Below are 23,037 nucleotides of genomic sequence, written 5' to 3'. Positions count from 1 at the left end.
AGTTATGGAAAAAGAAATTGTTGAAAATTTAGCTAAAAAACAAGTTGTTGGTCATCATCATGCTTTAGGCACCTCCATCACTTTGCAGATTTTCGGCAGAGATCATGATTTTGATGATTTATTGCAAAAGTCTTTTGACCTGATTGATCATTATGAAGATCTGTTGACGGTAAATCGGGATGTTTCCGAAGTAATGGATGTCAATCATGCTGCGGGAAAAGAGCGAGTTCAAGTTTCAAGCGGCACTTATTCTTTAATTAAATTGGCTGTAAAAGAGAGCCGGCAAAATTTTGGCTTTAATGCTTTAATCGGACCGGTGGTTAAACTGTGGCATATTGGCTTTAAAGGCGCACATGTGCCAACCGATGCTCAAATTAAAGAAAGAATGAAGCTGACGGATTCATTCAATGTTGAATTAAACGACGAGGATCAGACCGTCTTTTTGACCAAAGCAGGAATGGAACTGGATTTAGGCGTCATTGCAAAGGGCTGGATAGCTGACCGAATCCGCGATTTGTGGCGTGCATATGGAGCATGCGGCATTATTAACTTAGGCGGCAATATTTTATTAGTTGGCGCTTCGCCGAAGAGGCCAAATGGTCAATGGACGATTGGCGTGCAAGATCCTAAAGAACCGCGCGGCGAAAATATTGCTTCCGTGATGGTGCCAGAATGTTCGGCAGTAACCAGTGGTACCTACGAACGCTATTTGGTTGTTAATGGCAAAAAATACCACCACATAATTGATCCGCGGACTGGCTATCCGGTTAAGACCGATTTGGCTGGAGTAACGACCTTTACGAGAGATTCTGTCGAAGCTGAAATCGAATGCAAGCGACTTTTCTTTGCCGGAAAACCAATTGCAGGCTGGCACGATAATCCAGATCGACTTGGCGCGGTATTTGTTTATAACGATGAGCGTGTCGTTTACGATAATTTTTGATAAAAAATAACCCCCGAATTGAACTCATGATCCAATCCGAGGGTTTATTTTTATCTTCTAATTTATCCGACTGCTTTTCCGATACTGAAGACGCTGTTGAAGACGCCATTTGAAAGTCCCGGCGTGTTGTAAATAATGAAACGCAGGAAGCTGGAATCAATGGTTTGTTGCGTAAACCATGGCAGTTGTACGGCGTTTAACATTGATAAACCAACATAAACGAAGAAGTAGCCTGCGATTAATGAAGAAAGGGCTCCTAAGATGCTGTCTAATAAGCTTCCTAAGTTGGTTGCATGCGGATTTTTGCTTGGAATCCAACTCTTGAACAGCTTAACTACCATCCGTCCAACGAAGAGGATGATAAAGAAAGCTGCAAAACGGGCAATCATCAAATTAATTTCCGTCGTCGTGTTCGTCGCAATTTGGTGTCCGCTAAATTGAGTGTACAGCCAATTTCCAAATGGATTTTGAAGGAAAATCGCAATCATAAAGACGATGGCCCCAAAAATCAAACTGATGATATAGTGCATGAAGCCAGTTTTATAGCCTTTATAAGCTTGCCAAGCCAGATAAGTTAAAACAATTAATGTGACAATCATATCGTTATTTTCTCCTTTGCCGTATATTATAACCTATTACTAGAGGATAGACTTTGACGATTAGGCTAAAATACTTCATAATTGTAAGGATGATTTAGCTTTACTAATCGCCATTTTTGGCGTTAAATTGATAGAGTGTGAAACACGGTTTCACGGGTGAAATATGAATCCTGAGCAATTTGTCCAAGAACTAGCAAAACATAATTTTGATTTAACAGACAAGCAAAAAACACAATTTGAACAATATTTTAAAGATTTGGTAGAAACTAACGAACATGTTAATTTGACCAGAATCACTGACAAAGAAGATGTTTATTTAAAGCACTTCTTTGATAGCATTACGCCACTTTTTACTTTTAAGGATGTCTTTACTAAAGGGGCAACTCTCTGTGATGTTGGTGCTGGTGCAGGTTTTCCATCAATTCCGTTAAAAATTTTGCTGCCAGATTTAAAGATTACAATCGTTGACTCACTTGCCAAAAGACTGACTTTCTTAAAAGAATTAATTGCCAAACTAGGCTTAAGTGAAGTTGAATTGGTTCACGGCCGGGCCGAAGATGTTGGTCAGAATAAGCTTTACCGCGAGCATTTTGATCTTGTGACTGCAAGAGCCGTTGCCAACATGACGGTTTTAAGCGAATATTGCTTGCCCTTGGTTAAAAAAGGCGGCTATTTTGTAGCCTTGAAGGGTCCAAAGGTTGAAGGCGAACTGGAAGAAAGCAGCAAGGCGATCCAAGTTTTAGGCGGAGAAAAAGTTAGCGAAACCGAATTAACTTTGCCAAATAGTAACGAGGAACGGACCCTGATTTTAATTAAAAAGATTAAACAAACGCCGAAAAAATACCCACGCCAGGCAGGGACTCCACGGCGCAAACCAATAAAGTAATGGAGGAAGTAGCATGTCACTTTTTTCTTTTAACAAACACCGTGATGAAATTCCAAAAAACAAACAAATTCAGGATATTGAATTAAGCAAAATCACGCCTAATAAGTTTCAACCACGGCGTCAATTCTCAGAAGAATCAATTAAAGAATTGGCTCAAACTCTTGATAAAGAGGGACTGCTTCAGCCAATCGTTGTTCGTGAAAATGAATACGGCTACGAAATTATTGCTGGTGAGCGACGTTTCCGGGCTGCCCAAAGCTTAGGCTGGGAAAAGATCCCTGCAATCGTCAATAACATGAATGATGATCAAGCAGCATCGCTAGCTTTGATCGAAAACCTGCAACGGGAAAATTTAAATCCAATCGATGAAGCTAAGGCTTATAAAAATTTGATGAAGCTCAACAATTTGACCCAAACGCAGCTTGCTAAGAATATGGGCAAGTCCCAATCTTATGTGGCAAATAAATTGCGTCTTTTGAAATTAACGCCAAAGGTGCAGAGCTATTTAGCCAGCGGTGAGATTTCTGCCCGTCATGGTCGAGTATTGGTTGGCTTAAGCGAAAGAGATCAGAGCCGAATGGTTGACGAAATTTTGGATAATAATCTGAATGTTAAAGAAACCGAAGAAATTGCCAAAGACGTCGATGGCTACTTTAAGAAGAAGGATCAGGTCAAGTCTGAGAAGAGAACGCGGGTTGCACGCCGGATGCCAAAAGATTTAAAGGTTCAAATCAACACGATTAAGCAGGCGGTTAAATTGGCCAAGGATTCAGGAATCAAGGTTAGAGTCCAAGAAAACAATGATCCTGACGATTATCGCATTACTATTGAATTAAAGAGAAAGTAGGGGGCATGAACATATGGTAAGTGTAATTTCGGTTGCCAATCAAAAAGGTGGAGTTGGCAAAACCACTACTACCATCAATTTAGCAGCCTCAATTGCGGAACGTGGATATCGAGTTTTGATTGTTGATATCGATCCTCAGGGAAATGCTACTTCTGGTTTAGGAATTGAAAAATCATCAATTGATCAAGATGTCTACAATGTTTTGATTGATGAAATTCCTTTAAAAGAAACGATTCACCATACTTCTACCAAGAGACTGGATATCGTGCCAGCAACGATTAATCTGTCAGGGGCTGAAACAGAATTGATTAGCATGATGGCCCGTGAAACGCGGCTAAAGTCAGCCCTTGATGCTGTAGATGATGACTATGATTTTGTCTTCATCGATTGTCCGCCATCTCTAGGTCAGCTTTCAATCAATGCCTTCACTGCATCCGACTCAATCTTGATCCCAGTGCAGAGTGAATATTACGCTATGGAAGGTTTGAGCCAATTGCTGAATACCATTCGTTTGGTTCAAAAGCATTTCAATAAGGATCTTGGCGTGGAAGGCGTTTTGCTGACAATGCTTGATGCACGTACTAATCTGGGTGGGGAAGTCGTTAAGGAAGTTCAATCCTACTTTAATAAAAAAGTTTATAAGACAATCATTCCGAGAATCACGAAATTGGCGGAAGCTCCAAGTTACGGTCAACCGATTACGGAATATGCACCACGTTCTCGTGGAGCTAAGGTTTATGATGATTTAGCAAGAGAGGTGCTAAAAGCTCATGGCAAGAGACTCAAAAAGTAAAGAACATAGAAAAAAGGGCGGTTTAGGTCGCGGAATTGAAGCTCTTTTTGAAGATGAACCGCAAATCGATACGACCGAAGAAGTACAAGATCTTTCTTTAGATGAGATTCGTCCCAACCCTTACCAACCAAGAAAAAACTTTGACAATAAGAGTTTAAAGGAACTTGCTGATTCAATTAAAGAAAACGGCGTTTTTCAGCCAATTATCGTTCGCAAGTCAATTAATGGTTATGAAATTATCGCTGGTGAAAGACGCTGCCGTGCTTCTAAATTAGCCAAGAAGAAGACTATCCCAGCAATTATCCGCAATTTTGACGAAAGCCAAATGATGGAAGTTGCCGTGTTGGAAAATCTGCAGCGTGAAGACTTGACGCCACTTGAAGAAGCACAGGCTTATGAAATGCTGCAAAAGAACCTGGGTCTGACTCAAGAAGAAGTTTCCAAGCGCATGGGCAAATCTCGTCCATATATTGCCAATTATTTGCGTTTGCTTACTTTGCCTAGCAAAACCAAGCGTTTGCTGCAACATGGCGAGTTATCAATGGGTCAAGCAAGAACTTTGCTTGGCTTGAAGGATAAAGACAAGATTGATGAAGTAGCCAAAAGAGTTGTCAAACAAGGGATGCCAGTGCGGAAGGTTGAAGCATTGGTTGCCCAAATCAATTCCAAGAAGCCAAGAAAGAAAACAGTTCGCAAATCTGCTTTTATTCGGGCAAGCGAAAGTCAATTGGCTAATAAATTTGGCTTAAATGTAAATATTTCTGAGTCCAAAAAAGGTAAAGGTCATTTATCAATCGACTTTGCCTCAACTGATGAATTGAATCGGATTTTGGATATTTTAGGCGTTGATCTCGATGATTAAAAATGAAGAATATGCTTTGGCTGACACGGTTCAAATGAAAAAGCCACATGCTTGTCAAAAAAATAATTGGGAAATCATGCGTTTAGGTGCAGATATCCGGCTCAAATGTTTAGGCTGTGGACGGACGATTATGATGCCACGCGCAGAGTTTAATCGCAAGCTTAAAAAAGTTTTGACAAAGGCAAATGATCCGGTGAATAAAAAGAAAGAATTTTATTTGCCAAAAGAAAACCTGCGTCGGCCAAACTTTTAAGACAAAAAGGCAATAATTGTTATAAAGTATAGATATAAGAAAATTTTAGATAAAGAAAACGAGGATAAAAATGGCATTAACTGCTGGTATTGTTGGTTTGCCAAACGTTGGTAAGTCAACTTTGTTTAACGCAATCACTAAAGCTGGAGCTGAAATGGCCAACTATCCATTCGCTACTATTGAACCAAATGTTGGGATGGTTGAAGTTCCTGATGAACGTTTAGCTAGAATTCAAGAATTGATTCCTGCTAAGAAGATCGTACACACTACTTTTGAATTTACTGATATTGCTGGTTTGGTAAAAGGCGCTTCAAAGGGTGAAGGTCTTGGTAACAAGTTCCTTGAAAACATTCGTCAAACAGATGCGATTATTCACGTTGTTCGTGCCTTTGACGATGACAACATCACTTCTGTAACTGGCAAGGTTGATCCAGAGGAAGATATCAATACCATTAACTTGGAATTAGCAATTGCCGACCTTGATGCTGTTAACCGCAGAATCGGCAAGGTTAAGAAAATTGCTCAACAAGGCGATAGGGAAGCTAAGGCTGAAATGGCTGTGCTTGAAAAATTAAAGCCAGTTTTGGAAGAAGGCAAGGCTGCTCGTTCAATCGACTTCAACAAGGATGAACAAAAGATTGTTAAAGGCTTGTTCTTGCTTACTGCTAAGCCAGTTATCTATGTTGCAAATATTGCTGAAAGTTCAATGGCTGATCCAGAAAGCGACAAATACTTCCAAATCGTTAAGAAGCATGCTGAAAGTGAAGGTGCTGAAGCTTTAGGTATTTCCGCATCTGCTGAAGAACAAATCGCTGGTCTTGATGGTGATGAAAAGCAAGAAATGCTTGAAATGGAAGGCGTTAAAGAACCAGGCTTGAACTGTTTGATTCGTGCTGCTTACCATATTTTAGGCCTTAGAACATTCTTTACTGCTGGTGGTCCAGAAACCCGTGCTTGGACTTTCCATCAAGGAATGAAGGCACCACAAGTTGCCGGAATTATTCACTCTGACTTTGAACGTGGATTTATTCGTGCCGAAGTTGTTTCATTCGATGACTTAGATAAGCTTGAAACAATGCAAAAGGTTAAGGAAGCAGGTAAGCTTCGTCTTGAAGGTAAGGATTACGTGGTTCAAGACGGTGACATTATTGAATTTAGATTCAATGTCTAGGAGATAAAATGGCAGAAGAGAAAAAAGAAAATACTGCAAGAATCGATCAAGAAAAGCAAGCAAAATTAAAGGCAAAAACTGAGGCTGACGAAATCAAGAACATGTCATCTGCAGAATTAAGAACCAAGCTCAGCAATAAAAATTCAGATTACGTTTTCCGTTTGCAAAAAGAGTTGGAAAAGCAAGGCAATATGAATGCTGACGATGCTGCCGCACGCGTTGACCAATTATTGCCAGAAATCATTATTGCTCAGCGTCGCGGTCAGCCAGCTAATGACCTTTATATGGCTTCACCATCTATTAAGGCTGAACAAATTCTTCACCCTGAAGAAAAGCCAAAAACATTGATGGATATTCCATTTTGGCAAAGAGCAACAGACTCTACTTTGCTTTGGTTAGGAACTTTCACTGCCTTTTATGGTTTGATGGGAATTTTTAATACCAAGATTCAAAGTACGCAAAATGGTGTCTTAACTATTTTGGTATTTTGTATTTTGCTTGGTGTATTCTGGGCTAAATACAATGAATGGACGATGCCAAAATCTAAGGACAACCGCCGTCCAAAGATGTCCTGGCCAAAATTATTGGGTATTTCCGCACTCTTTGTTGTTGGTTTATTCGTTCTGATGGGCATCTTCATGTTGCCAATCTTTAAGGTAATTAATCCGGTCTTGCCAGGAATTGCATACTTGATTATTGCCGTAATTGCCTTCGCTGGCCGTTACTACTTTAGAAAGTACTATCACATTACAGGTTCTGTTTTTATGCCAAATCCACAAAGTGGTAAAAGCAAATAATGTGAAATTTATTAAAAATAGGTATAAACTAAACATATGTCTTTTAAAAAAGGATAAATAAGTTTCCTCATTTATCCTTTTTTAAAGTTGTATTTGCGATCGTTTTCACGTAAAGGAGGGCTTTAATTGATTAAAACGCTGAGTAAATCGATTCGGCAGTATAAAAAACTTTCCTTGCTGTCACCGTTATGTGTTATCGGTGAAGTTATCATTGAAATGCTGATTCCATATTTGGTAGGGAATTTGATTGATAAAGGAATTATGAAAGGAAACATGCCTTATATCACTAAGTGGGGCTTGATCTTATTAGGTATTACAATTGTTTCCTTGTTTCTCGGGGCAAGTGCCAGTTATGTTGCAGCACATGCTGCTGCTGGTTTTGCTGCTAATTTGCGTAAAGACATGTTTTATCACATACTAGATTACGCTTTTGAAAATATTGACAAATTTTCAAGTTCAAGTTTGGTAACCCGTTTGACGACTGACGTTAACAACGTGCAGCTGGCATATCAGATTATTATCAGAATTGCCGTTAGAGCACCAATGATGCTGATTGTTTCAGTAGTCATGTCAGTCATCATCAGTCCGAGATTGTCGTTAATTTTCTTAGTAATTGCGCCAATCTTCGTCATTATTTTGGCCTTAATTATTCGTGGTGCATACCCATACTTCCCACGGATCTTCAAGGGTTACGACAAGATGAACCAAGTTGTTCGTGAAAATGTTCGTGGTATTCGTGAAGTTAAGACCTATGTTCAAGAAGAATCACAAATTGCGAAATTTGAAAAGTCTTCCGGCTTCATTTACAAGCTATTCTCAACTGCACAAAAAATTATTTCATTAAACTCCTTGGTCGTTGCAGCGATCTTAAACATTGCTACATTAGCCATTTGTTGGTTTGGTGCTAAGGAAATTGTTGGTGGAACTTTGCAAACCGGTCAATTGGTTTCAATGTTCTCTTACTCCAATTCAGTTTTGTTCAGTTTGAATATCTTAGCCATGATTGCTACCCAGTTGATTATTTCTGGAGCTAGTGGTCGCAGAATTGCTGACGTAATTGAAGAAAAACCAGCAATTGAAAATCCAAGAAAACCAGTTGAGAACGTAACTAACGGCGAAATTGTTTTTGATCATGTAAACTTCAAATATAATCCTGATGATAAGGCCTTAGCATTAAATGATATCAATTTACGAATTAGTCCTGGTGAAACGATCGGAATTATTGGTGAAACTGGTTCATCAAAATCAACCTTGGTTTCAATGATTCCAAGATTGTATGATGTAACTTCAGGTGCCGTTAGAGTTGCAGGTCATAATGTTAAGTCCTATGATTTGAAAGCTTTGCGTGACAATGTTGCGATGGTTTTGCAAAACAATGTTTTGTTCTCTGGCACGGTAAAGGAAAACCTGAAGTGGGGTAACGAAAACGCAACTGATGAAGAAGTAGTTGCAGCCGCAAAGATTGCGCATGCTGATGGCTTCATTCGTGAAATGCCTGACGGTTATGACACAATGGTTGAACAGGGCGGTAACAACGTTTCTGGTGGTCAGAAGCAAAGAATTACCATTGCTCGTGCGCTTTTGAAGAAACCAAAGATTTTGATCTTGGATGATTCAACTTCAGCTGTTGATACAAATACTGAACGTGAAATCAGAGAGTCATTGGCTAAAGATATGCCAGAAACGACTAAGATTATCATTTCTCAAAGAATTGTTTCAATTAAGGATGCTGACAGAATCATCGTTATGAATCACGGTAAGATTGAAGATATCGGAACTCACGAGGAATTGCTCAAACGCAACCAATTGTACAGTTCAATTGCCAAGTTCCAAGAAGAAACTGGAAAGTAGGGGTGACTAATTTTGGATCAAACTATCAGCAAAAATGAAATGAAGGGATATCGTTCCAAGACTTTAGCCCGTTTGCTTAAATTAGTCGTTACTACTAGTCCATGGATGTTCTTCACCGCGCTGGTCACAATTATTTTGGCGGCCGGAGCCAATGTTATCGGGACGCTTTTTATTGAGCGTTTGATTAACGACTACATCACGCCTTTATTAAAAGAAGTGCAGCAGGGTCAAGCTCCTAATTATGGTCCCCTTGCATATGCGATCGCGGTAATGTTTGGAATTTATGCAATTGGTTTTATTTCAAACTATCTCTTTACCGTTTTGATGGGGATTTTAGGGCAGAAGGTTCAATTCCGGGTTCGTAACAACATGTTCACTCACATGGAGCATTTGCCGATTTCTTATTTCGACCAAAATGATTACGGCGATATCATGTCTCGTTACACCAACGATATTGATACCTTGATGCAGATGATTTCACAGTCAATTCCGCAATTTACCAATTCGATTTTGATTTTAATCTTCGTTATCGCAGCCATGTTTAGTTTGAGTTGGCAATTGACCATCTTCTCAATGATCATCTTCGCCCTCTCTATCGGAATCGTTCGTTTCTTAACTAAAAAATCCAGCCACTACTTCCAAGTACAGCAGAACAAGTTGGGTCAAATCAATGGTTATAGCGAAGAAATGCTTAATGGGTTAAAGGTTATCAAGGTCTTTTCTCATGAGCCAGAAACCAGGGAAGGCTTTGACGTTTATAACGAAGAATTGCGTCAGGCTTCAGGCAAGGCTAACACCTATGCCACAGTTTTGTTCCCAATCATGGGTAACATGGGTAACTTGCTCTATGTTTTAATCGCAATCTTTGGTGGGGCAGCTGCTATTAACAATTGGGCTCCATTAACACTGGGTGCAATTGCTTCCTTCTTGCAATTATCAAGACAATTTACTCAGCCAATTGCGCAGATTTCACAGCAGTTGAACTCAATCGTCATGGCTTTGGCCGGTGCCAGAAGAATCTTCCAGTTAGAAGATGAACCGGTTGAAGAAGACGATGGCGTTGTTACTATTTCTAAAGATGATGACGTTGAAGGCGCCTGGAATTGGAATGTTCCACAAGCAGATGGCACAACGAAGAAAGTGCCAGTTCGCGGTCACATTGTCTTTGATCATGTGAACCTCTCATATGTACCTGAAAAGCAGATTTTGCATGATATCAATATCGATGCCAAGCCAGGGATGAAAGTTGCTTTAGTTGGTGAAACCGGGGCCGGCAAGACTACGATTTCCAACATACTTAATCGTTTCTACGAAATTGATTCCGGCAAGATTACTTATGACGGGATTCCAATTAAGAAAATTAAAAAGGATGACTTGCGTCAATCACTTTCAGTCGTTTTGCAGGAAACGCACATGTTTACTGGTACGATTATGGATAATATCCGCTTCGGCAATCCTGATGCCAGTGATGATGAAGTTTACCAAGCAGCACGTTTGTCGCACGCCGATGAATTTATTCATGAACTTGATGATGGTTATGAAACGGTCATTGACGGTAACGGCGGTGACTTGTCACAAGGACAGATGCAGCTGTTAAGTATTGCTAGAGCGATGATCGCTGATGATCCAGTAATGATCCTTGATGAAGCAACGTCAAGCATTGATACGCGAACAGAAAAGATGGTTCAAGCTGGGATGGATAACTTGCTTGCCGGCAGAACCAGTTTCGTTATTGCCCACAGATTGTCGACAATTGTTAACTCTGATTTGATTTTGGTTCTTGATCACGGTCATATCATTGAATCCGGCAACCATGAACAGCTTCTTAAGCAAAAGGGTTACTACTACGAGCTCTACACTGGCAAGAAAGAAATTAAATAGAGATTTAAGAAGAATCCATGAGGATTCTTTTTATTTTTCTTTAAAACTAAGCTGTTGTTTAACTAGTTATTTAGAAAATAGGTAAAATATAATAAAGCAAGTCTGCTAAACTATACATGGATTATTTTTATTATTTTTTAAGAACAAACTAAGTTTAAAAAGAAAGGGGTTTTCTTCGTGAAAATCTTAGTTGTAGATGATGATAAGGAAATCGTTGAATTATTGAGTATTTATTTAAAAAACGAAGGCTATGAGCCAATTGCAGCTTATAGTGGCAAAGAAGCAATTACTAAGTTGATCACAACCCCTGATATTGCTTTGATGATTTTGGATATTATGATGCCAAATATGTCAGGAATTGAAGTTATCAAGGAAGTTAGAAAAGATTCCGATATTCCAATTATTGTCGTTTCTGCTAAGACAAGCGACATGGACAAGATTCAAGGCTTGATCACTGGGGCCGACGATTATGTTTCAAAGCCATTCAATCCGCTGGAAGTTATGGCGCGTGTTCGTTCATTGCTGCGCAGAAGTCAAAAGCAAGTTAAAGATGAAAAACCGGATGTGCTTGAAGTTGGACCACTAGTTATCAACCGCGATTCACACGAAGTTAAAACGATTGATGGCAAGGCAATTCAATTGACTGCTTTGGAATTCGGCATTTTATATTTGCTTGCCAGCCATCCTAACCGCGTATTTTCAGCTGATGAAATTTTCGAACGTGTTTGGCAACAAGAATCAATTGTTTCTGCTAAAACCGTTATGGTCCACGTTTCCCACTTGCGTGACAAGATTCAAAAAGCAACAGGCGGCGAAGACGTTATTCAAACTGTTTGGGGTGTAGGTTACAAAGTAGAGGCCTAGTTAATGAAAAAAGAGCGTGTAAAGCTTACTGCTGCTGAAAAAAGCGAGCTTTTCGCAGAAGGAGTAGTTACCATTGTTTTGTTGCTGCTGCTGAATCTATCAATCATCATTTTGATTCATTTGGCAATTTTGCAAGATGAAAATTTAGTCAACGGCATTTATTTTCTGAAGAAAACTATGACTTTTGCCGGAAATTATCATCTTTGGTCCTGGCAGCGACTTTTCATTATTTTAATGTGGATTGCTGATTTAATCGTTTTGTACTGGCGCTTAATCCGACGCTATCACCAAATGCAGCTGCGGCATGTCATTTTAGAACTGCATTATATTGCGGATGGTCATTTCGATCATCGGATCCCTTTTGCAGTTAGAACCGACTTGCAGCGAGTAATTGACTCGATTAACTCTTTGGTTGACAGTACCGTCAATTCGATTAATGAAGAAAAAGCGATTGAACAATCTAAAGATGAATTGATTACTAACGTTTCGCATGATATTCGGACGCCATTGACTTCAATTATTGGATACTTGGGTTTGCTTAAAAGCGGCAATGCTAGTCAGGAAGACCAGCAAAAATACATCAATATTGCTTTTACCAAGGCTGAACAAATGAAGTCTTTGGCTAATGATCTGCTTGAATATACGACTTTGAAGTCCAACAATACGAAACTTAATTTGGTTTCATTGCCGATTTATTCAATGCTTGAGCAAGTTGAAGCGGGTTTTGAACTAGAAGCCGAGAAAAAAGGAATCACTTTTGAAATTGCATCTCGGCCCAAGGATTTAACCATTAAGGCTGATCCGGAAAAACTGGTCCGGGTGTACAACAATTTAATTAACAATGCTTTTAAATATGGAACCGGTGCTACCAAAATCAAGCTGATCGCTAATTTGATCAACAAGCAGACCGTTGAATTGCGGGTTGAAAATAATGGAGCCAAGATTCCAAAGGCTTCGCTTAAGAAAATTTTTGAGCGTTTTTACCGTGTAGAGACCTCGCGTAATACCAAAACAGGCGGAACCGGTCTGGGGCTTTCAATTACTAAAAGTGTAGTTGATCTGCACCGCGGAACCATCAGATGTGTATCCGATGATAACTGGACCAGTTTTATTATTCGTTTGCCGCTTGATCCAGAGAAAGCAAAAAGTAAACACTAGCTGTGTTATAATTTTGACTGAAACAATAAGATCTATTCGAGGAGATAAAGAAATGAGTATTTCTCTAAACACCTGTATTTTGATTTTGAAGGAACACCACCTTTTAAAATCAAGTGCAGTTCAAGATGCAGTCGTAACTAAAATAGAATACGTATCATACGATTCTCGCGACATTCAAACTAACACTTTATTTTTCTGTAAAGGTGCTGGTTTCAGACCAACGTATTTATCAATGGCTAAAGACAACGGTGCTATTTGCTACGTTGCTGAACAACCATATCCAGAAGGAAAAGGCATGCATGCCTTAATTGTGCGTGATGTTTCCAAGGCAATGGCACTTTTGTCAGCTGCTTTCTTCCGTTTCCCACAAGATGATTTGTACGTTGTTGCCTTTACTGGAACTAAGGGTAAAACAACTTCTGCTTACTTCTTAAAAGGGATGCTTGACCAAATGAATGGTGGCCGCACCGCTCTTATTTCTTCAGTTAACGATATTGTCGGCAGAAGACCAGAAGACAGCTTTAAATCAAGTTTGACCACGCCAGAAAGTTTGGACTTGTTCCGCGATATGCGCCGTGCTGTTGATAATGGCATGACCCACTTGGTAATGGAAGTTTCCAGTCAAGCTTACAAGAAGAATCGTGTATTCGGTTTGACTTATGACCTGGGCTTTTTCTTAAACATTACCCCAGACCATATTGGACCAAATGAACACCCTAACTTTGCGGATTATCTGCACTGCAAGTTGCAATTAATGGTGAACTCACGTAAATGTATCATCAATGCAGAAAGTGATCACTTTGACGAAATTTATGCTGCAGCAACAACGACTACTAATCCAGACAGCATTTACTTATTTGCCAGTGAAAACTTCGAAAATCCAAAGTTGAACGTTCCAATTGACTTTAGATATGCTTCTCAAGAAACTGATATGCGGGAAACTCGCTTCAAATTGTTCTGCGTTAGCGACAAGGCTAAGCAATTGCCAATCAATGGCGAATACACTTTGCAAATGATCGGTGACTTTAATGAATCCAACGCTACTGCCGCAATTATTGGGGCAGGTCTTGCAGGTATGAGTCATGATGCTTGTGCTAAGGGAATTCGCCACGTTACTATTCCAGGCAGAATGCAAACTGAAATGACCAAGGATCATGGAATGGTTATTGTTGACTATGCCCACAATAAGGCTTCAATGATGGCTTTAATGAGCTTCGTGAAAAGAGAGTTCAACAATCCAAAGATTATCGTGGTTGTTGGTGCTCCTGGTGACAAGGGCGTTTCTCGTCGTCCAGGATTCAGTGAAAGTTTGACGGCTTATGCTGATAAGGCCTTTTTGACAACTGATGACCCAGGCTTTGAAGATCCTAAGTCAATCGCTGAAGAAATTGATTCTGGCATCGACCACTCTAAGTGTGATGTAACAATTGAGCTTGACCGTAAGAAGGCAATCCACGATGCGATTGCAATGGCCGGCAAGGACGACGTTGTCTTGATCTGTGGTAAAGGTGCAGATGCCTTCCAAAAGATTCGCGGTGTAGATACGCCATATCCATCTGATATTGTTGTTGCACAAAACGTTATCAATGAGCTCGAAGGCGATAAGGAACACTTTAGAGCTTAATTAAGGTGAATTATTAATGAAACATTTTTTTAGCATAATTGGCGGAATGGGAACGATTGCGACAGAAAGCTACGTTCGGCTGATTAACCATCGGGTAAAGATAGCCCGTGACCAGGACTATTTAAATTATATTTTGGTCAACGATGCGCAAATTCCCGATCGAACTGCTTATATTAAGGATCATAGCAAGACTAATTTCTTCCCTGATTTAAAAGATGATGTTTTAGGGCAAGCAAAACTTAATCCTGATTTCTTTGTAATGCCATGCAATACCGCGCACTATTTCTACAATGATTTGGCTGCTTTAACCGATATTCCGTTTTTGCATATGATGCGGATTGCCGTTCATAAATTTATTGAAGAATATCCTAAAGAAAGCAAAATTGGCCTGATTGCAACTGAAGGCTCAATTTATGATCACTTGTATGAAGATGAAATTCATCGTGTTCGTCGTGAAGTAGAATTTGGTGGCCCGGAAATTCAGCCGATGGTTACCAAATTGATCTATCGTGATATTAAGGAAAAGGGCATTGTCGAAGGCAAGCTTTATCATCAAATCCTTCAAAAGATGCATGATGACTACGGCTGCAATGTGATTTTGTTAGGCTGTACTGAATTGTCTTTGGCACAAGAGAAGGCACCTGATCATCCTTATAACGTGATTGATCCGCAATCGATTATTGCCGATGTCTCAATTGAACTTGCTTTGAAGATCCGCAATGGAATGGATCCTAAAGAAGCATGTGCAAAATATATGTATAAATAAGGACAAAAATGGTTAGAAAAAAGAAATTTCCAAAAGGCAAGCCAATGTTAGGCGTTGGTGCGCTGAATGATTTAGCTCCCAAAAACAATAATTTTGTCATCGGAATTAGAAGCCTAATTGATGCAAATCCTGAAGTTAAGATCGTTACCAACGGTGTTGAAACTGCACTGTGCAGCCTGAATCATGGCATTAATATGATCATGATCGGTGGCAGAGTGAAGGATGACACCCATGTTGCTATAGGGCAAACAGCTTTAACGCAGATTAAAGCAATGAACTTTTCAGCTAGTTTTGTTGGTGCCAACGGAATTGAAAAAAATGGCAATTTAACTACGCCAGATCCCGAAGAAGCAGCAGTCAAAATGGCTGAAATGAAGCAAGCACAAAAAGTTTTTGTTCTCGCAGATGCTTCAAAAATCGGCAAGCGAAACTTTGCAGTGTTTGCTAATGCAAAAGATGTAACTGTGGTTACTAATTTACTTAAATCAAGTCAAAAAAAGGCACTACCTGCCAAAATAAACCTAGAGGAGGCAAAATAATTGATTTATACCGTTACTGTTAATCCAGCTTTGGATTACGTTTTGCAATTAGACAAAGTCAATGCTGGTGAAGTTAACAGAACCAGTAATTGTTCATTTTTAGCTGGAGGCAAGGGAATTAATGTTTCCCAAATTCTTAACCAATTAAATGTTGACAACACTGCTTGGGGCTTTGTTGGCGGCTTTACTGGTAAGGAATTGATTCGTCAACTTAACCAAAAGAGAATCGTCAGTGATTTTGTTACTATTTCTGGTAATACTCGTGTAAACGTTAAGATCCACGGCGAAAAGGAAACCGAAATTAACGCTGCTGGTCCAGAAATCGACAGTCAAGAAATTGCTGCATTTAAATATCGTTTAAACGACTTGAAGAAAGGCGATATCGTTGTAATGAGCGGTTCACTTACTCCAAGCCTCGGTGCAGACTTCTATCAACAACTTCTTCCAACTATTAAAGAAGCTGGTGCTGAATTTGTTGTTGATACTACTGGTCAAGCATTGCTTGATACTTTGGAATACAAGCCATTGGTAATCAAGCCAAATCACCACGAATTAGCAGACTTGTTCAACACTACTTTTGACTCAAGCGATGTAATGCTTGAATATGCACAAAAGCTTTTGCAAAAGGGTGCACAAAACGTAATGGTTTCAATGGCTGGCGATGGTGGCTACCTCTTAACTAAGGACCATGTTTACCATGCTAATGGTGCTGTTGGTACTGCTGTTAACTCAGTTGGTGCTGGTGACTCAATGATTGCAGGGTTTGTTGGCACTTACTTTGAAACTGGTGACGCAGCTGAAAGCTTTAGAATCGGAATGGCTTGTGGTGCTGCAACTGCCTTTACTATGGATATTGCGGTTAAGAGCCAAATCGATGCTGTTCTTCCACAAATCAAAGTAGAACAAATCTCCTAATAGCTAGAAAGGAATCGATCCATGAGAATCAAGGATATTTTAAGTACTGAGTCCATGATTATGGACCTCAAGGCTACTAATAAAGAAGACGCCATTAAAGAAATGGCCGACCTTGAAGTTAAGACTGGTATCGTCAACAACGAAGACGAATTCATCAAATCTATTTGGGCTCGTGAAAATGAATCAACCACTGGTATCGGTGGCGGAATTGCGATGCCTCACGCACGTAACAAGTACATCAACAAGGCACGTGTTTTGTTTGCCAAGAGTAAGAAAGGGATTGACTACAACTCATTAGATGGTCAACCTGTTCACTTATTCTTCATGATTACTGCTCCAGCAGGTGCTGATAACACCCACCTTCAAGCTTTGGCAAAACTTTCTGGTTTATTGATCAACCCAGACTTAGTTGAAGCTTTGAAGAAGGCAGAAAAGCCAGAAGAAGTTATCGACTTATTTGAAAAGGCTGAAGCTAAGAAAGATGCAGAGGATAAAGCTGCTGCTGAAAAGAAGAAGGCAGAAGCTGCAAAGTCAGCTGATGCTAACAAGCCATTAATCGTCGGTGTTACTGCATGTATCAACGGTATTGCCCACACTTACATGGCTCAAGAAGCTTTAATCAAAGCCGGTAAGAAGCGTGGAATCGAAGTTAGAATTGAAACTAACGGTTCTGAAGGTGTTAAGGATCAATTGACTCCTGACGAAATTAAGCGTGCCAAGGGTGTTATTATCGCATCCGATAAGAAAGTTGACATGCTACGTTTCGATGGCAAGAAGTTGGTTAACCGCCCAGTTGTTGATGGTATCAACAAGCCAGACGAATTAATCGATGACATTATGAATGGCAAAGCTGAAGTTTACCACGCAAGTGCAGCTGATAAGTCAGAAGCTAAATCAGAAAAATCAAGCGGCGGCGTTTGGAGCTCAATTTACCGTAACTTGATGAACGGTGTCAGCCACATGCTTCCATTCGTTATCGGTGGTGGTATCTTGATGGCCATTTCCTTCATCGTTGAAAACTATGCTGGTGGTGCTAAGAGCCCAGCCTTCATCTTCTTGAACTCAGCTGGTAACTTGGCCTTCGCCTTCATGGTTCCAATTTTGTCAGCTTACATCGCTGAATCAATCGGTGATTTGCCAGCCTTAATGCCAGGTTTGGTTGGTGGTTATATGGCCGCAATCGTCAACGGAACCAATGGTTTACAAGTTAACGTCCAAGCTCATGCTACTTCTCCAGCCGGCTTCTTAGGTGGTATCGCTGCTGGCTTCATTGCCGGTTACTTAATTGTCGGTTTAAAGAAACTCTTTGCTAAATTGCCTAAGTCAGTTGAAGGTATGAAACCAATGCTTTTGTACCCAATCTTAGGTTTGCTGTTCATTGCTTTGATCATATACTACATCATCAACCCAATCTTCAGTTCAATCAATTTCGCAATTACTCACTTCTTGAACGGTATGGGTACAGGCAACTTAGTAGTCTTAACTGCTATCTTAGCCGGAATGATGGCTATCGATATGGGTGGTCCTTTCAACAAGGCTGCTTACGTCTTTGCTTCAGGTGCCTTTGCTAACGATCCTAAGTCAGCTACTGCTGCTGTTATGATGGCCGCAGTTATGGTTGGTGGTATGGTTCCACCATTTGCTACTGCTATTGGTACTGCATTCTTCAAGAACAAGTTCACTGCTGGTGAACGTCGTGCCGGTATTTCTAACTGGATCCTTGGCTTCTCATTTATCACTGAAGGTGCCATTCCATTTGCTGCATCTGACCCAGGTCACGTTATTCCTTCATGTGTGATCGGTTCTGCAGTTGGTGGTTTGCTTGTTGGTTTATGGCATATTCAAGTTCCAGCTCCTCACGGTGGTCTTTGGGTATCACCACTTGCTAACCACATTTTGCTTTACTTCTTAGCAACAATTATCGGTTCAATCACTGCCGGTCTTATCTTAGGCTTCTGGAAGAAACCAGTTAAAGATGATGAACCAATTGAAGAAGATAAATAAGCAAGATTTTAAAACAACAGAGAAAAATTAAATAATCATTGTTATTATCCAAAAGCTCTTTACAAGCCAGCATAATTGCATTATTATAAAATTGTCTTGATGATCTCTACTTAAATCAAGATACTCTGTTATGTTTTGCGTCACCGAAAGGTGACGTTTTTTTGTGCCTTTTTTTAAATATGGTACAATTGACTAAAAAATATGGTACAATTGACTAAAGAATAATAAGTAAGTAACTGTCAAAAATGATTAGGGAGGTGTCAAATTGATCTTAACAGTTAAAAATTTGACGATGGAGTTTGACACAAAAACTGTTTTTGAAGATTTAAACTTTGACCTTAAAGAAGGATCAATGACCGCCTTATTGGGACCAAACGGAACCGGTAAGACGACGCTGATCAATATTTTAATGAAACTTTTGTCACCAACTAGCGGCAGTTTTCAGTTTAAAAATAACGTGAAGTTGGGCTATGTTCCGCAATTTAGAAATATCGATGCGGAGTATCCGTTATCGATTAAGGCTTTCGTTGGACTCAATGCTCCTTTGATAAAAAAAGGCAAAGTGAAGCAGCAGATCCAGCATGAACTGGAAGAAACTCATTTAACCAGTATTCAAAATACGCGCATGGGCGAGGCTTCCGGTGGACAAAAGCAGCGGGCATATTTGGCTCAGGCTTTGCTTGATCAGCCTAATATGATCATTTTGGATGAAGCAACAGCCAGCCTGGATCCGGTAGCTAAAGAAGAATTGATGAAATTAATTAAACATTTGAACCAAAAACATGGCATGACTGTACTGTTTGTAACTCATGATGTGCCACTGGCTCGCAAATATATGGATGAATATTTGTACTTGAATAATGGAACAATAAAGCAAGGAAAAATGAGTGAATTTGACGGGGATTACGAATAATGTTTCAATATCAATTTATGGGTTATGCCTTCTTAGCAAGTACTTTCATTGCAATTACCTGTGGGGTAGTTGGCGTCTACGTTGTGGCGCGCAGCTTTAGCTTTTTGGCTCACACATTGTCAGAAATCGGCTTTGCCGGAGCAGCCTTTGCTGTCTTCATTGGAATTGCACCGCTTTGGGGGATGTTGCTTTTTACGCTGCTGGGTTCAATTAGCGTGGGTGAATTGTCGATGCACAGTGATCAAAAAGAAAGCTCAATTAGTGCGATTTCGGCATTGTTTATCGGTTTAGGTGTCCTGTTTTTGGCGATTTCGGGATCAAACAGCCGTTATGCGACCAACATTTTGTTTGGCAGCATCATCGGTGTTGACGAGGAAGGCGTCATTCAATTAGTGATCTTGTCGATCATCGTCCTGCTTTTGATTTTTATCGTGCAGCGACAATTGAACTTTGACTCCTTTGACCACATTGGGGCTTTGGCTCATGGCATTAAAACCGGTTTGATCGGCGTTATCTTTTTAATTGCTTTAGCAATGGCTGTTTCAATCGGTTCGCAAATTGTTGGTTCGCTTTTGGTCTTCATTTTGCTGACGTTGCCATCTTCCACCGCCCGGTATTTAGGAAAAACGATTTCTTCAATGATTGCCTGGTCAATCAGCATCGCGCTGATTGGCGTGTGGGCTGGTTTGTATCTTGGCTTTATCACAGATTGGCCGGTAACCTTCTTCATCTCAGTAATTGAAGTGGTTATTTACTTGACGGCATACTTTGTCCACGTTATTCGCCATCGCTTATAAAAAATAGAGCTAGCAATTGCTAGCTCTTTTTCTTTGCTCTTAATTATTCAAAATTTCACGCTTAATGGCCTGCTTTTGTTCATGGGTCAATTGATGGTGACCAGGAATCCGATAGGCATAGGCCGCGATAAATGGCTTATAGCCAACGCCAATTGCCAAAGCCGGAAGAAGCTTGTGATGCAATTTTTTCGTTGTTAAACTGTATGAAGTTCCGTTGCCGCCACCAGCAGTCCATCCAGTAACGTTCAGCCATTGAACATTGTCGATGTTGTAAATTGAGGTTTTGCCCCAATTCATTGTCTGGTTAACAATGAAGCGGTATTTCTTAAAGTGCAATGCGTACTTTTCTGTTTTGCGTGGATCGGCTTGATAAAGTTTAATGCCATTGATGTGGTGTTTGCCGATTTTAATCTTATACAGCTTGTTAGGATCCTGTCCCAATGCTTTTGAGCCCTTGTAGTACCATTTGCCGCGCATCCTTAATGGCGGTGTGACCTCACCGATTCGGCCATAAGAAGCAGCCTTGACAGGCTGGCTGCCGAATGCGGCAAGACTAAAAGCGGCAACTAAGATGCCGGGCAAAGACAAAAATTTTTTATTCATCATTCTATCCCTCCAATATTTGCCCTCTTGCTTTCATTAAAGCATGAATAGTGCCTAAAGGGAAGACAAAAAGAGTTCAGGGATCTCCTGAACTCTTGTATGATGTGAGAAATTTACTTTCCTTTAATGTTATATATTTACTTGCTGATTAAGTCAAACTAAATTTTTAAAATTGCCCAATTAAACTTTCGAATTCATCAAGGCGACGAGCAAAGGTCTTAAAGGCATCTTCCAAATAGTCTGGCTTAGTCATATCAACGCCGGCACCCTTCATAATATCGATTGGATATGCGCTGGAACCAGACTTGAGATAACCGATGTAGGCATCGCGGTCCTGCTGGGTTCCCTGCACTACTTTATTGGCAAGAGCAGTTGCTGCTGCAAAGCCGGTTGCATATTGGTAAACATAGAAGTTGTAATAGAAATGCGGAATGCGTGACCATTCTTTGGCAATATCGCCGCCAGGTTCAACGCTGTCGCCGTAGTAGCGCTGGTTTAACTGACCATAAACATCGTCTAAAGTATCAGCAGTAAGTGGTTCGCCCTTAGCGTCAGCTTCATGAACAAATTGTTCAAATTCTGCGAATTGAGTCTGTCTGAATAATGTTCCCTTGAAGGAGTCAAGGTAGTAGTTGAGGATGAAAGCACGGGTCTTAGGATCAGTGATGTGGTCCAAGAAATATTCCGTTAAAATATTTTCATTAGTGGTTGAAGCAATTTCAGCGACAAAAATTGGGTAGTCGCCATAAACGTAAGGCTGATTGTGGCGGGTATACCATGAGTGAACCGAGTGGCCTGTTTCATGAACCAAAGTATAGAGCGAATCAACGTTGTCTTCCCAGTTCAATAATTCATATGGATCAGTATCGTAAGCTCCACCTGAGTAAGCCCCAGTAACTTTGTTTTTATTTTCTACAACGTCAATGACACGGTTGTTAAAAATATAATCAACGTGGCTTAAGTAATCGCTACCCAATGGTGCCAAAGCCTTCTTGGCTTCTTCTTTTGCTTGTTCAAAATTATAGCTAAGTGCAGGCTTACCTGTAAGAGGCACATACATGTCCCACATTTGCAGGTCATCAAGACCCAGAATCTTTTTACGCAAAGCAACATAGCGGTGCAAAAGGTCAAGATGGCTGTCGACTTCTTTGATCAAAGTATCATAAACAGAGGTTGGCACGTTGTTTTCAGCTAATGCAGCTTCACGAGCAGAGTGATACTTGTGGACGCGTGCGTTGTAGTTGTGCGCCTTGACCACGCCTGACAGGGTGGAAGCCAGGGAGTTTTCAAATTGACCATAGCTGGCGTATAAAACGTCAAAGGCATTTTTACGGACATTGCGGTCTTGTGATTGAATCAAAATTGAGTACAAGCCGTCGGATAATTGCACCATTTCGCCATTTTCGTCCTGGACGTAGCCATATTCCATGTCTGAATTGGTTAAAACTTTAAAAGTATTTTCGGAAGTACTCAGGGCATCGCCAGCATCTGCCACCAGTCGTTCTTGTTCAGCTGGCAAAGTATGCGGCCTTTTGCTGGTTACTTGATCAAGCCAATGATCGTAATCATGCAGCCGAGGCTCTTCTTGCTTGTATTTGGCTAAATCAGCTTCGGGGATGCTCAAAATTTCAGGATTGATAAATGAAGTAACTTCTTCGAACTGACTGGCTAAACTTTGAGCCTGAGCAGAATAGCTTAAGTAGTGGCTGTTGGCAGTATCGACATCGCTGGACATCGTAGCGTAGACATAAACGTTTTCCAGCCGGCGCTTAACTGCAAAAATTTGGGTTAAGGCCTGATACAAATTTTTGCCAGAGGTAAAAGTACCCTTATACTGGCTTAACTTCGCTGTTTCATCTTTAACAGCTTGATATTCTTTTTCCCAATCCGCGTCGCTTTTGAATACGCGGGTCAAATCCCAGGTTAATTCTTCAGGGATTTCGCTTCTTGTTGGAATTGCCATGAATATTT

21 protein-coding genes and 1 pseudogene are annotated in these 23,037 nt (G+C 40.3%); 19 read left to right on the top strand and 3 right to left on the bottom strand.

What is annotated here, in order from left to right; translation table 11 throughout:
- The first annotated feature begins 4 nt into the window (after nt 1–4).
- Nucleotides 5–943 (top strand): FAD:protein FMN transferase, encoded by a 939-nt coding sequence (locus HMPREF0493_RS05800; protein WP_006352399.1) that lies wholly within the window; start codon nt 5–7, stop codon nt 941–943.
- Nucleotides 944–1,005: 62 nt separating this feature from the next.
- Here HMPREF0493_RS05800 and HMPREF0493_RS05795 read toward each other — a convergent pair whose 3' ends face one another.
- The gene (locus HMPREF0493_RS05795; protein ID WP_006352398.1) at nt 1,006–1,542 is read right to left on the bottom strand and encodes a CvpA family protein; all 537 of its coding nucleotides are present in this window, start codon (nt 1,540–1,542) and stop codon (nt 1,006–1,008) included.
- A 163-nt stretch (nt 1,543–1,705) separates the two neighbouring features.
- On the opposite strand from HMPREF0493_RS05795, the gene rsmG reads away from it, so the two are divergent.
- The 18 genes and pseudogenes from rsmG (at nt 1,706) to HMPREF0493_RS05705 (ending at nt 20,463) form a co-directional block, all read left to right on the top strand.
- Nucleotides 1,706–2,428 (top strand): 16S rRNA (guanine(527)-N(7))-methyltransferase RsmG, encoded by a 723-nt coding sequence (gene rsmG, locus HMPREF0493_RS05790; RefSeq protein WP_006352397.1) that lies wholly within the window; start codon nt 1,706–1,708, stop codon nt 2,426–2,428.
- A gap of 13 nt (nt 2,429–2,441) precedes the next feature.
- Complete coding sequence (gene noc / locus HMPREF0493_RS05785) at nt 2,442–3,275, top strand: nucleoid occlusion protein (protein ID WP_006352396.1); 834 nt, start codon at nt 2,442–2,444, stop codon at nt 3,273–3,275.
- A 13-nt stretch (nt 3,276–3,288) separates the two neighbouring features.
- Nucleotides 3,289–4,068: a ParA family protein gene (locus tag HMPREF0493_RS05780; protein WP_006352395.1), complete on the top strand. Its 780-nt coding sequence runs from the start codon at nt 3,289–3,291 to the stop codon at nt 4,066–4,068.
- Nucleotides 4,046–4,930, top strand: coding sequence for a ParB/RepB/Spo0J family partition protein (locus HMPREF0493_RS05775; RefSeq protein ID WP_006352394.1), 885 nt, complete (start codon nt 4,046–4,048; stop codon nt 4,928–4,930). Before HMPREF0493_RS05780 ends, HMPREF0493_RS05775 begins: the two co-directional genes overlap by 23 nt.
- Nucleotides 4,923–5,183 carry a DUF951 domain-containing protein gene (locus HMPREF0493_RS05770; RefSeq protein ID WP_006352393.1) on the top strand — a complete coding sequence of 87 codons (261 nt, stop codon included), beginning with the start codon at nt 4,923–4,925 and terminating at the stop codon, nt 5,181–5,183. Before HMPREF0493_RS05775 ends, HMPREF0493_RS05770 begins: the two co-directional genes overlap by 8 nt.
- A gap of 70 nt (nt 5,184–5,253) precedes the next feature.
- On the top strand, nt 5,254–6,354 hold the full coding sequence (gene ychF, locus HMPREF0493_RS05765) for a redox-regulated ATPase YchF (protein WP_006352392.1): 1,101 nt from the start codon (nt 5,254–5,256) through the stop codon (nt 6,352–6,354).
- 8 nt (nt 6,355–6,362) lie between these two features.
- A complete protein-coding gene (locus HMPREF0493_RS05760; RefSeq protein ID WP_006352391.1) occupies nt 6,363–7,151 on the top strand; it encodes a DUF1129 family protein in 789 nt (262 codons plus the stop codon).
- 126 nt (nt 7,152–7,277) lie between these two features.
- Nucleotides 7,278–9,002 carry an ABC transporter ATP-binding protein gene (locus HMPREF0493_RS05755; RefSeq protein WP_006352390.1) on the top strand — a complete coding sequence of 575 codons (1,725 nt, stop codon included), beginning with the start codon at nt 7,278–7,280 and terminating at the stop codon, nt 9,000–9,002.
- Between the two features lie 39 nt (nt 9,003–9,041).
- A complete protein-coding gene (locus tag HMPREF0493_RS05750) occupies nt 9,042–10,883 on the top strand; it encodes an ABC transporter ATP-binding protein (RefSeq protein WP_133286313.1) in 1,842 nt (613 codons plus the stop codon).
- Nucleotides 10,884–11,060: 177 nt separating this feature from the next.
- Complete coding sequence (croR, locus tag HMPREF0493_RS05745) at nt 11,061–11,747, top strand: response regulator transcription factor CroR (RefSeq protein ID WP_006352388.1); 687 nt, start codon at nt 11,061–11,063, stop codon at nt 11,745–11,747.
- 3 nt (nt 11,748–11,750) lie between these two features.
- Nucleotides 11,751–12,905, top strand: coding sequence for a sensor histidine kinase (locus HMPREF0493_RS05740; protein WP_006352387.1), 1,155 nt, complete (start codon nt 11,751–11,753; stop codon nt 12,903–12,905).
- Between the two features lie 52 nt (nt 12,906–12,957).
- On the top strand, nt 12,958–14,529 hold the full coding sequence (locus HMPREF0493_RS05735; RefSeq protein WP_040457305.1) for a UDP-N-acetylmuramoyl-L-alanyl-D-glutamate--2,6-diaminopimelate ligase: 1,572 nt from the start codon (nt 12,958–12,960) through the stop codon (nt 14,527–14,529).
- Between the two features lie 16 nt (nt 14,530–14,545).
- Complete coding sequence (locus HMPREF0493_RS05730; RefSeq protein WP_006352385.1) at nt 14,546–15,295, top strand: amino acid racemase; 750 nt, start codon at nt 14,546–14,548, stop codon at nt 15,293–15,295.
- A 128-nt stretch (nt 15,296–15,423) separates the two neighbouring features.
- A pseudogene (locus HMPREF0493_RS05725) lies at nt 15,424–15,834 on the top strand (sugar phosphate isomerase family); the annotation flags it as partial.
- Nucleotides 15,835–16,749, top strand: coding sequence for a 1-phosphofructokinase (pfkB, locus tag HMPREF0493_RS05720; RefSeq protein WP_006352383.1), 915 nt, complete (start codon nt 15,835–15,837; stop codon nt 16,747–16,749).
- Nucleotides 16,750–16,770: 21 nt separating this feature from the next.
- Entirely contained in the window at nt 16,771–18,753 is a 1,983-nt protein-coding gene (locus HMPREF0493_RS05715; protein WP_006352382.1) for a PTS fructose transporter subunit IIABC, read from the top strand.
- Nucleotides 18,754–19,018: 265 nt separating this feature from the next.
- Entirely contained in the window at nt 19,019–19,666 is a 648-nt protein-coding gene (locus tag HMPREF0493_RS05710) for a metal ABC transporter ATP-binding protein (protein WP_006352381.1), read from the top strand.
- The gene (locus HMPREF0493_RS05705) at nt 19,666–20,463 is read left to right on the top strand and encodes a metal ABC transporter permease (RefSeq protein ID WP_006352380.1); all 798 of its coding nucleotides are present in this window, start codon (nt 19,666–19,668) and stop codon (nt 20,461–20,463) included. Before HMPREF0493_RS05710 ends, HMPREF0493_RS05705 begins: the two co-directional genes overlap by 1 nt.
- Before the next feature lie 39 nt (nt 20,464–20,502).
- On the opposite strand, the gene HMPREF0493_RS05700 is transcribed toward HMPREF0493_RS05705, so the two are convergent.
- Both HMPREF0493_RS05700 and pepF read right to left on the bottom strand, forming a co-directional pair.
- Nucleotides 20,503–21,069: a hypothetical protein gene (locus HMPREF0493_RS05700; RefSeq protein WP_006352379.1), complete on the bottom strand. Its 567-nt coding sequence runs from the start codon at nt 21,067–21,069 to the stop codon at nt 20,503–20,505.
- Nucleotides 21,070–21,232: 163 nt separating this feature from the next.
- On the bottom strand, nt 21,233–23,029 hold the full coding sequence (pepF, locus tag HMPREF0493_RS05695; protein ID WP_040457303.1) for an oligoendopeptidase F: 1,797 nt from the start codon (nt 23,027–23,029) through the stop codon (nt 21,233–21,235).
- Between the last annotated feature and the right edge of the window lie 8 nt (nt 23,030–23,037).

The organism is Lactobacillus amylolyticus DSM 11664 (assembly GCF_000178475.1).
Classification (GTDB): domain Bacteria; phylum Bacillota; class Bacilli; order Lactobacillales; family Lactobacillaceae; genus Lactobacillus; species Lactobacillus amylolyticus.
This window is presented reverse-complemented; position numbering and strand designations above follow the sequence as displayed.

Coding starts and splice junctions, on each gene's coding strand:
- pepF (WP_040457303.1), bottom strand. CDS start 23,029: ATGGCAATTCCAACAAGAAGCGAAATCCCTGAAGAATTAACCTGGGAT.
- HMPREF0493_RS05760 (WP_006352391.1), top strand. CDS start 6,363: ATGGCAGAAGAGAAAAAAGAAAATACTGCAAGAATCGATCAAGAAAAG.
- HMPREF0493_RS05800 (WP_006352399.1), top strand. CDS start 5: ATGGAAAAAGAAATTGTTGAAAATTTAGCTAAAAAACAAGTTGTTGGT.
- HMPREF0493_RS05730 (WP_006352385.1), top strand. CDS start 14,546: ATGAAACATTTTTTTAGCATAATTGGCGGAATGGGAACGATTGCGACA.
- HMPREF0493_RS05780 (WP_006352395.1), top strand. CDS start 3,289: ATGGTAAGTGTAATTTCGGTTGCCAATCAAAAAGGTGGAGTTGGCAAA.
- HMPREF0493_RS05795 (WP_006352398.1), bottom strand. CDS start 1,542: ATGATTGTCACATTAATTGTTTTAACTTATCTGGCTTGGCAAGCTTAT.
- HMPREF0493_RS05750 (WP_133286313.1), top strand. CDS start 9,042: ATGAAGGGATATCGTTCCAAGACTTTAGCCCGTTTGCTTAAATTAGTC.
- HMPREF0493_RS05705 (WP_006352380.1), top strand. CDS start 19,666: ATGTTTCAATATCAATTTATGGGTTATGCCTTCTTAGCAAGTACTTTC.
- rsmG (WP_006352397.1), top strand. CDS start 1,706: ATGAATCCTGAGCAATTTGTCCAAGAACTAGCAAAACATAATTTTGAT.
- HMPREF0493_RS05715 (WP_006352382.1), top strand. CDS start 16,771: ATGAGAATCAAGGATATTTTAAGTACTGAGTCCATGATTATGGACCTC.
- noc (WP_006352396.1), top strand. CDS start 2,442: ATGTCACTTTTTTCTTTTAACAAACACCGTGATGAAATTCCAAAAAAC.
- HMPREF0493_RS05770 (WP_006352393.1), top strand. CDS start 4,923: ATGATTAAAAATGAAGAATATGCTTTGGCTGACACGGTTCAAATGAAA.
- HMPREF0493_RS05700 (WP_006352379.1), bottom strand. CDS start 21,069: ATGATGAATAAAAAATTTTTGTCTTTGCCCGGCATCTTAGTTGCCGCT.
- HMPREF0493_RS05735 (WP_040457305.1), top strand. CDS start 12,958: ATGAGTATTTCTCTAAACACCTGTATTTTGATTTTGAAGGAACACCAC.
- HMPREF0493_RS05775 (WP_006352394.1), top strand. CDS start 4,046: ATGGCAAGAGACTCAAAAAGTAAAGAACATAGAAAAAAGGGCGGTTTA.
- HMPREF0493_RS05740 (WP_006352387.1), top strand. CDS start 11,751: ATGAAAAAAGAGCGTGTAAAGCTTACTGCTGCTGAAAAAAGCGAGCTT.
- ychF (WP_006352392.1), top strand. CDS start 5,254: ATGGCATTAACTGCTGGTATTGTTGGTTTGCCAAACGTTGGTAAGTCA.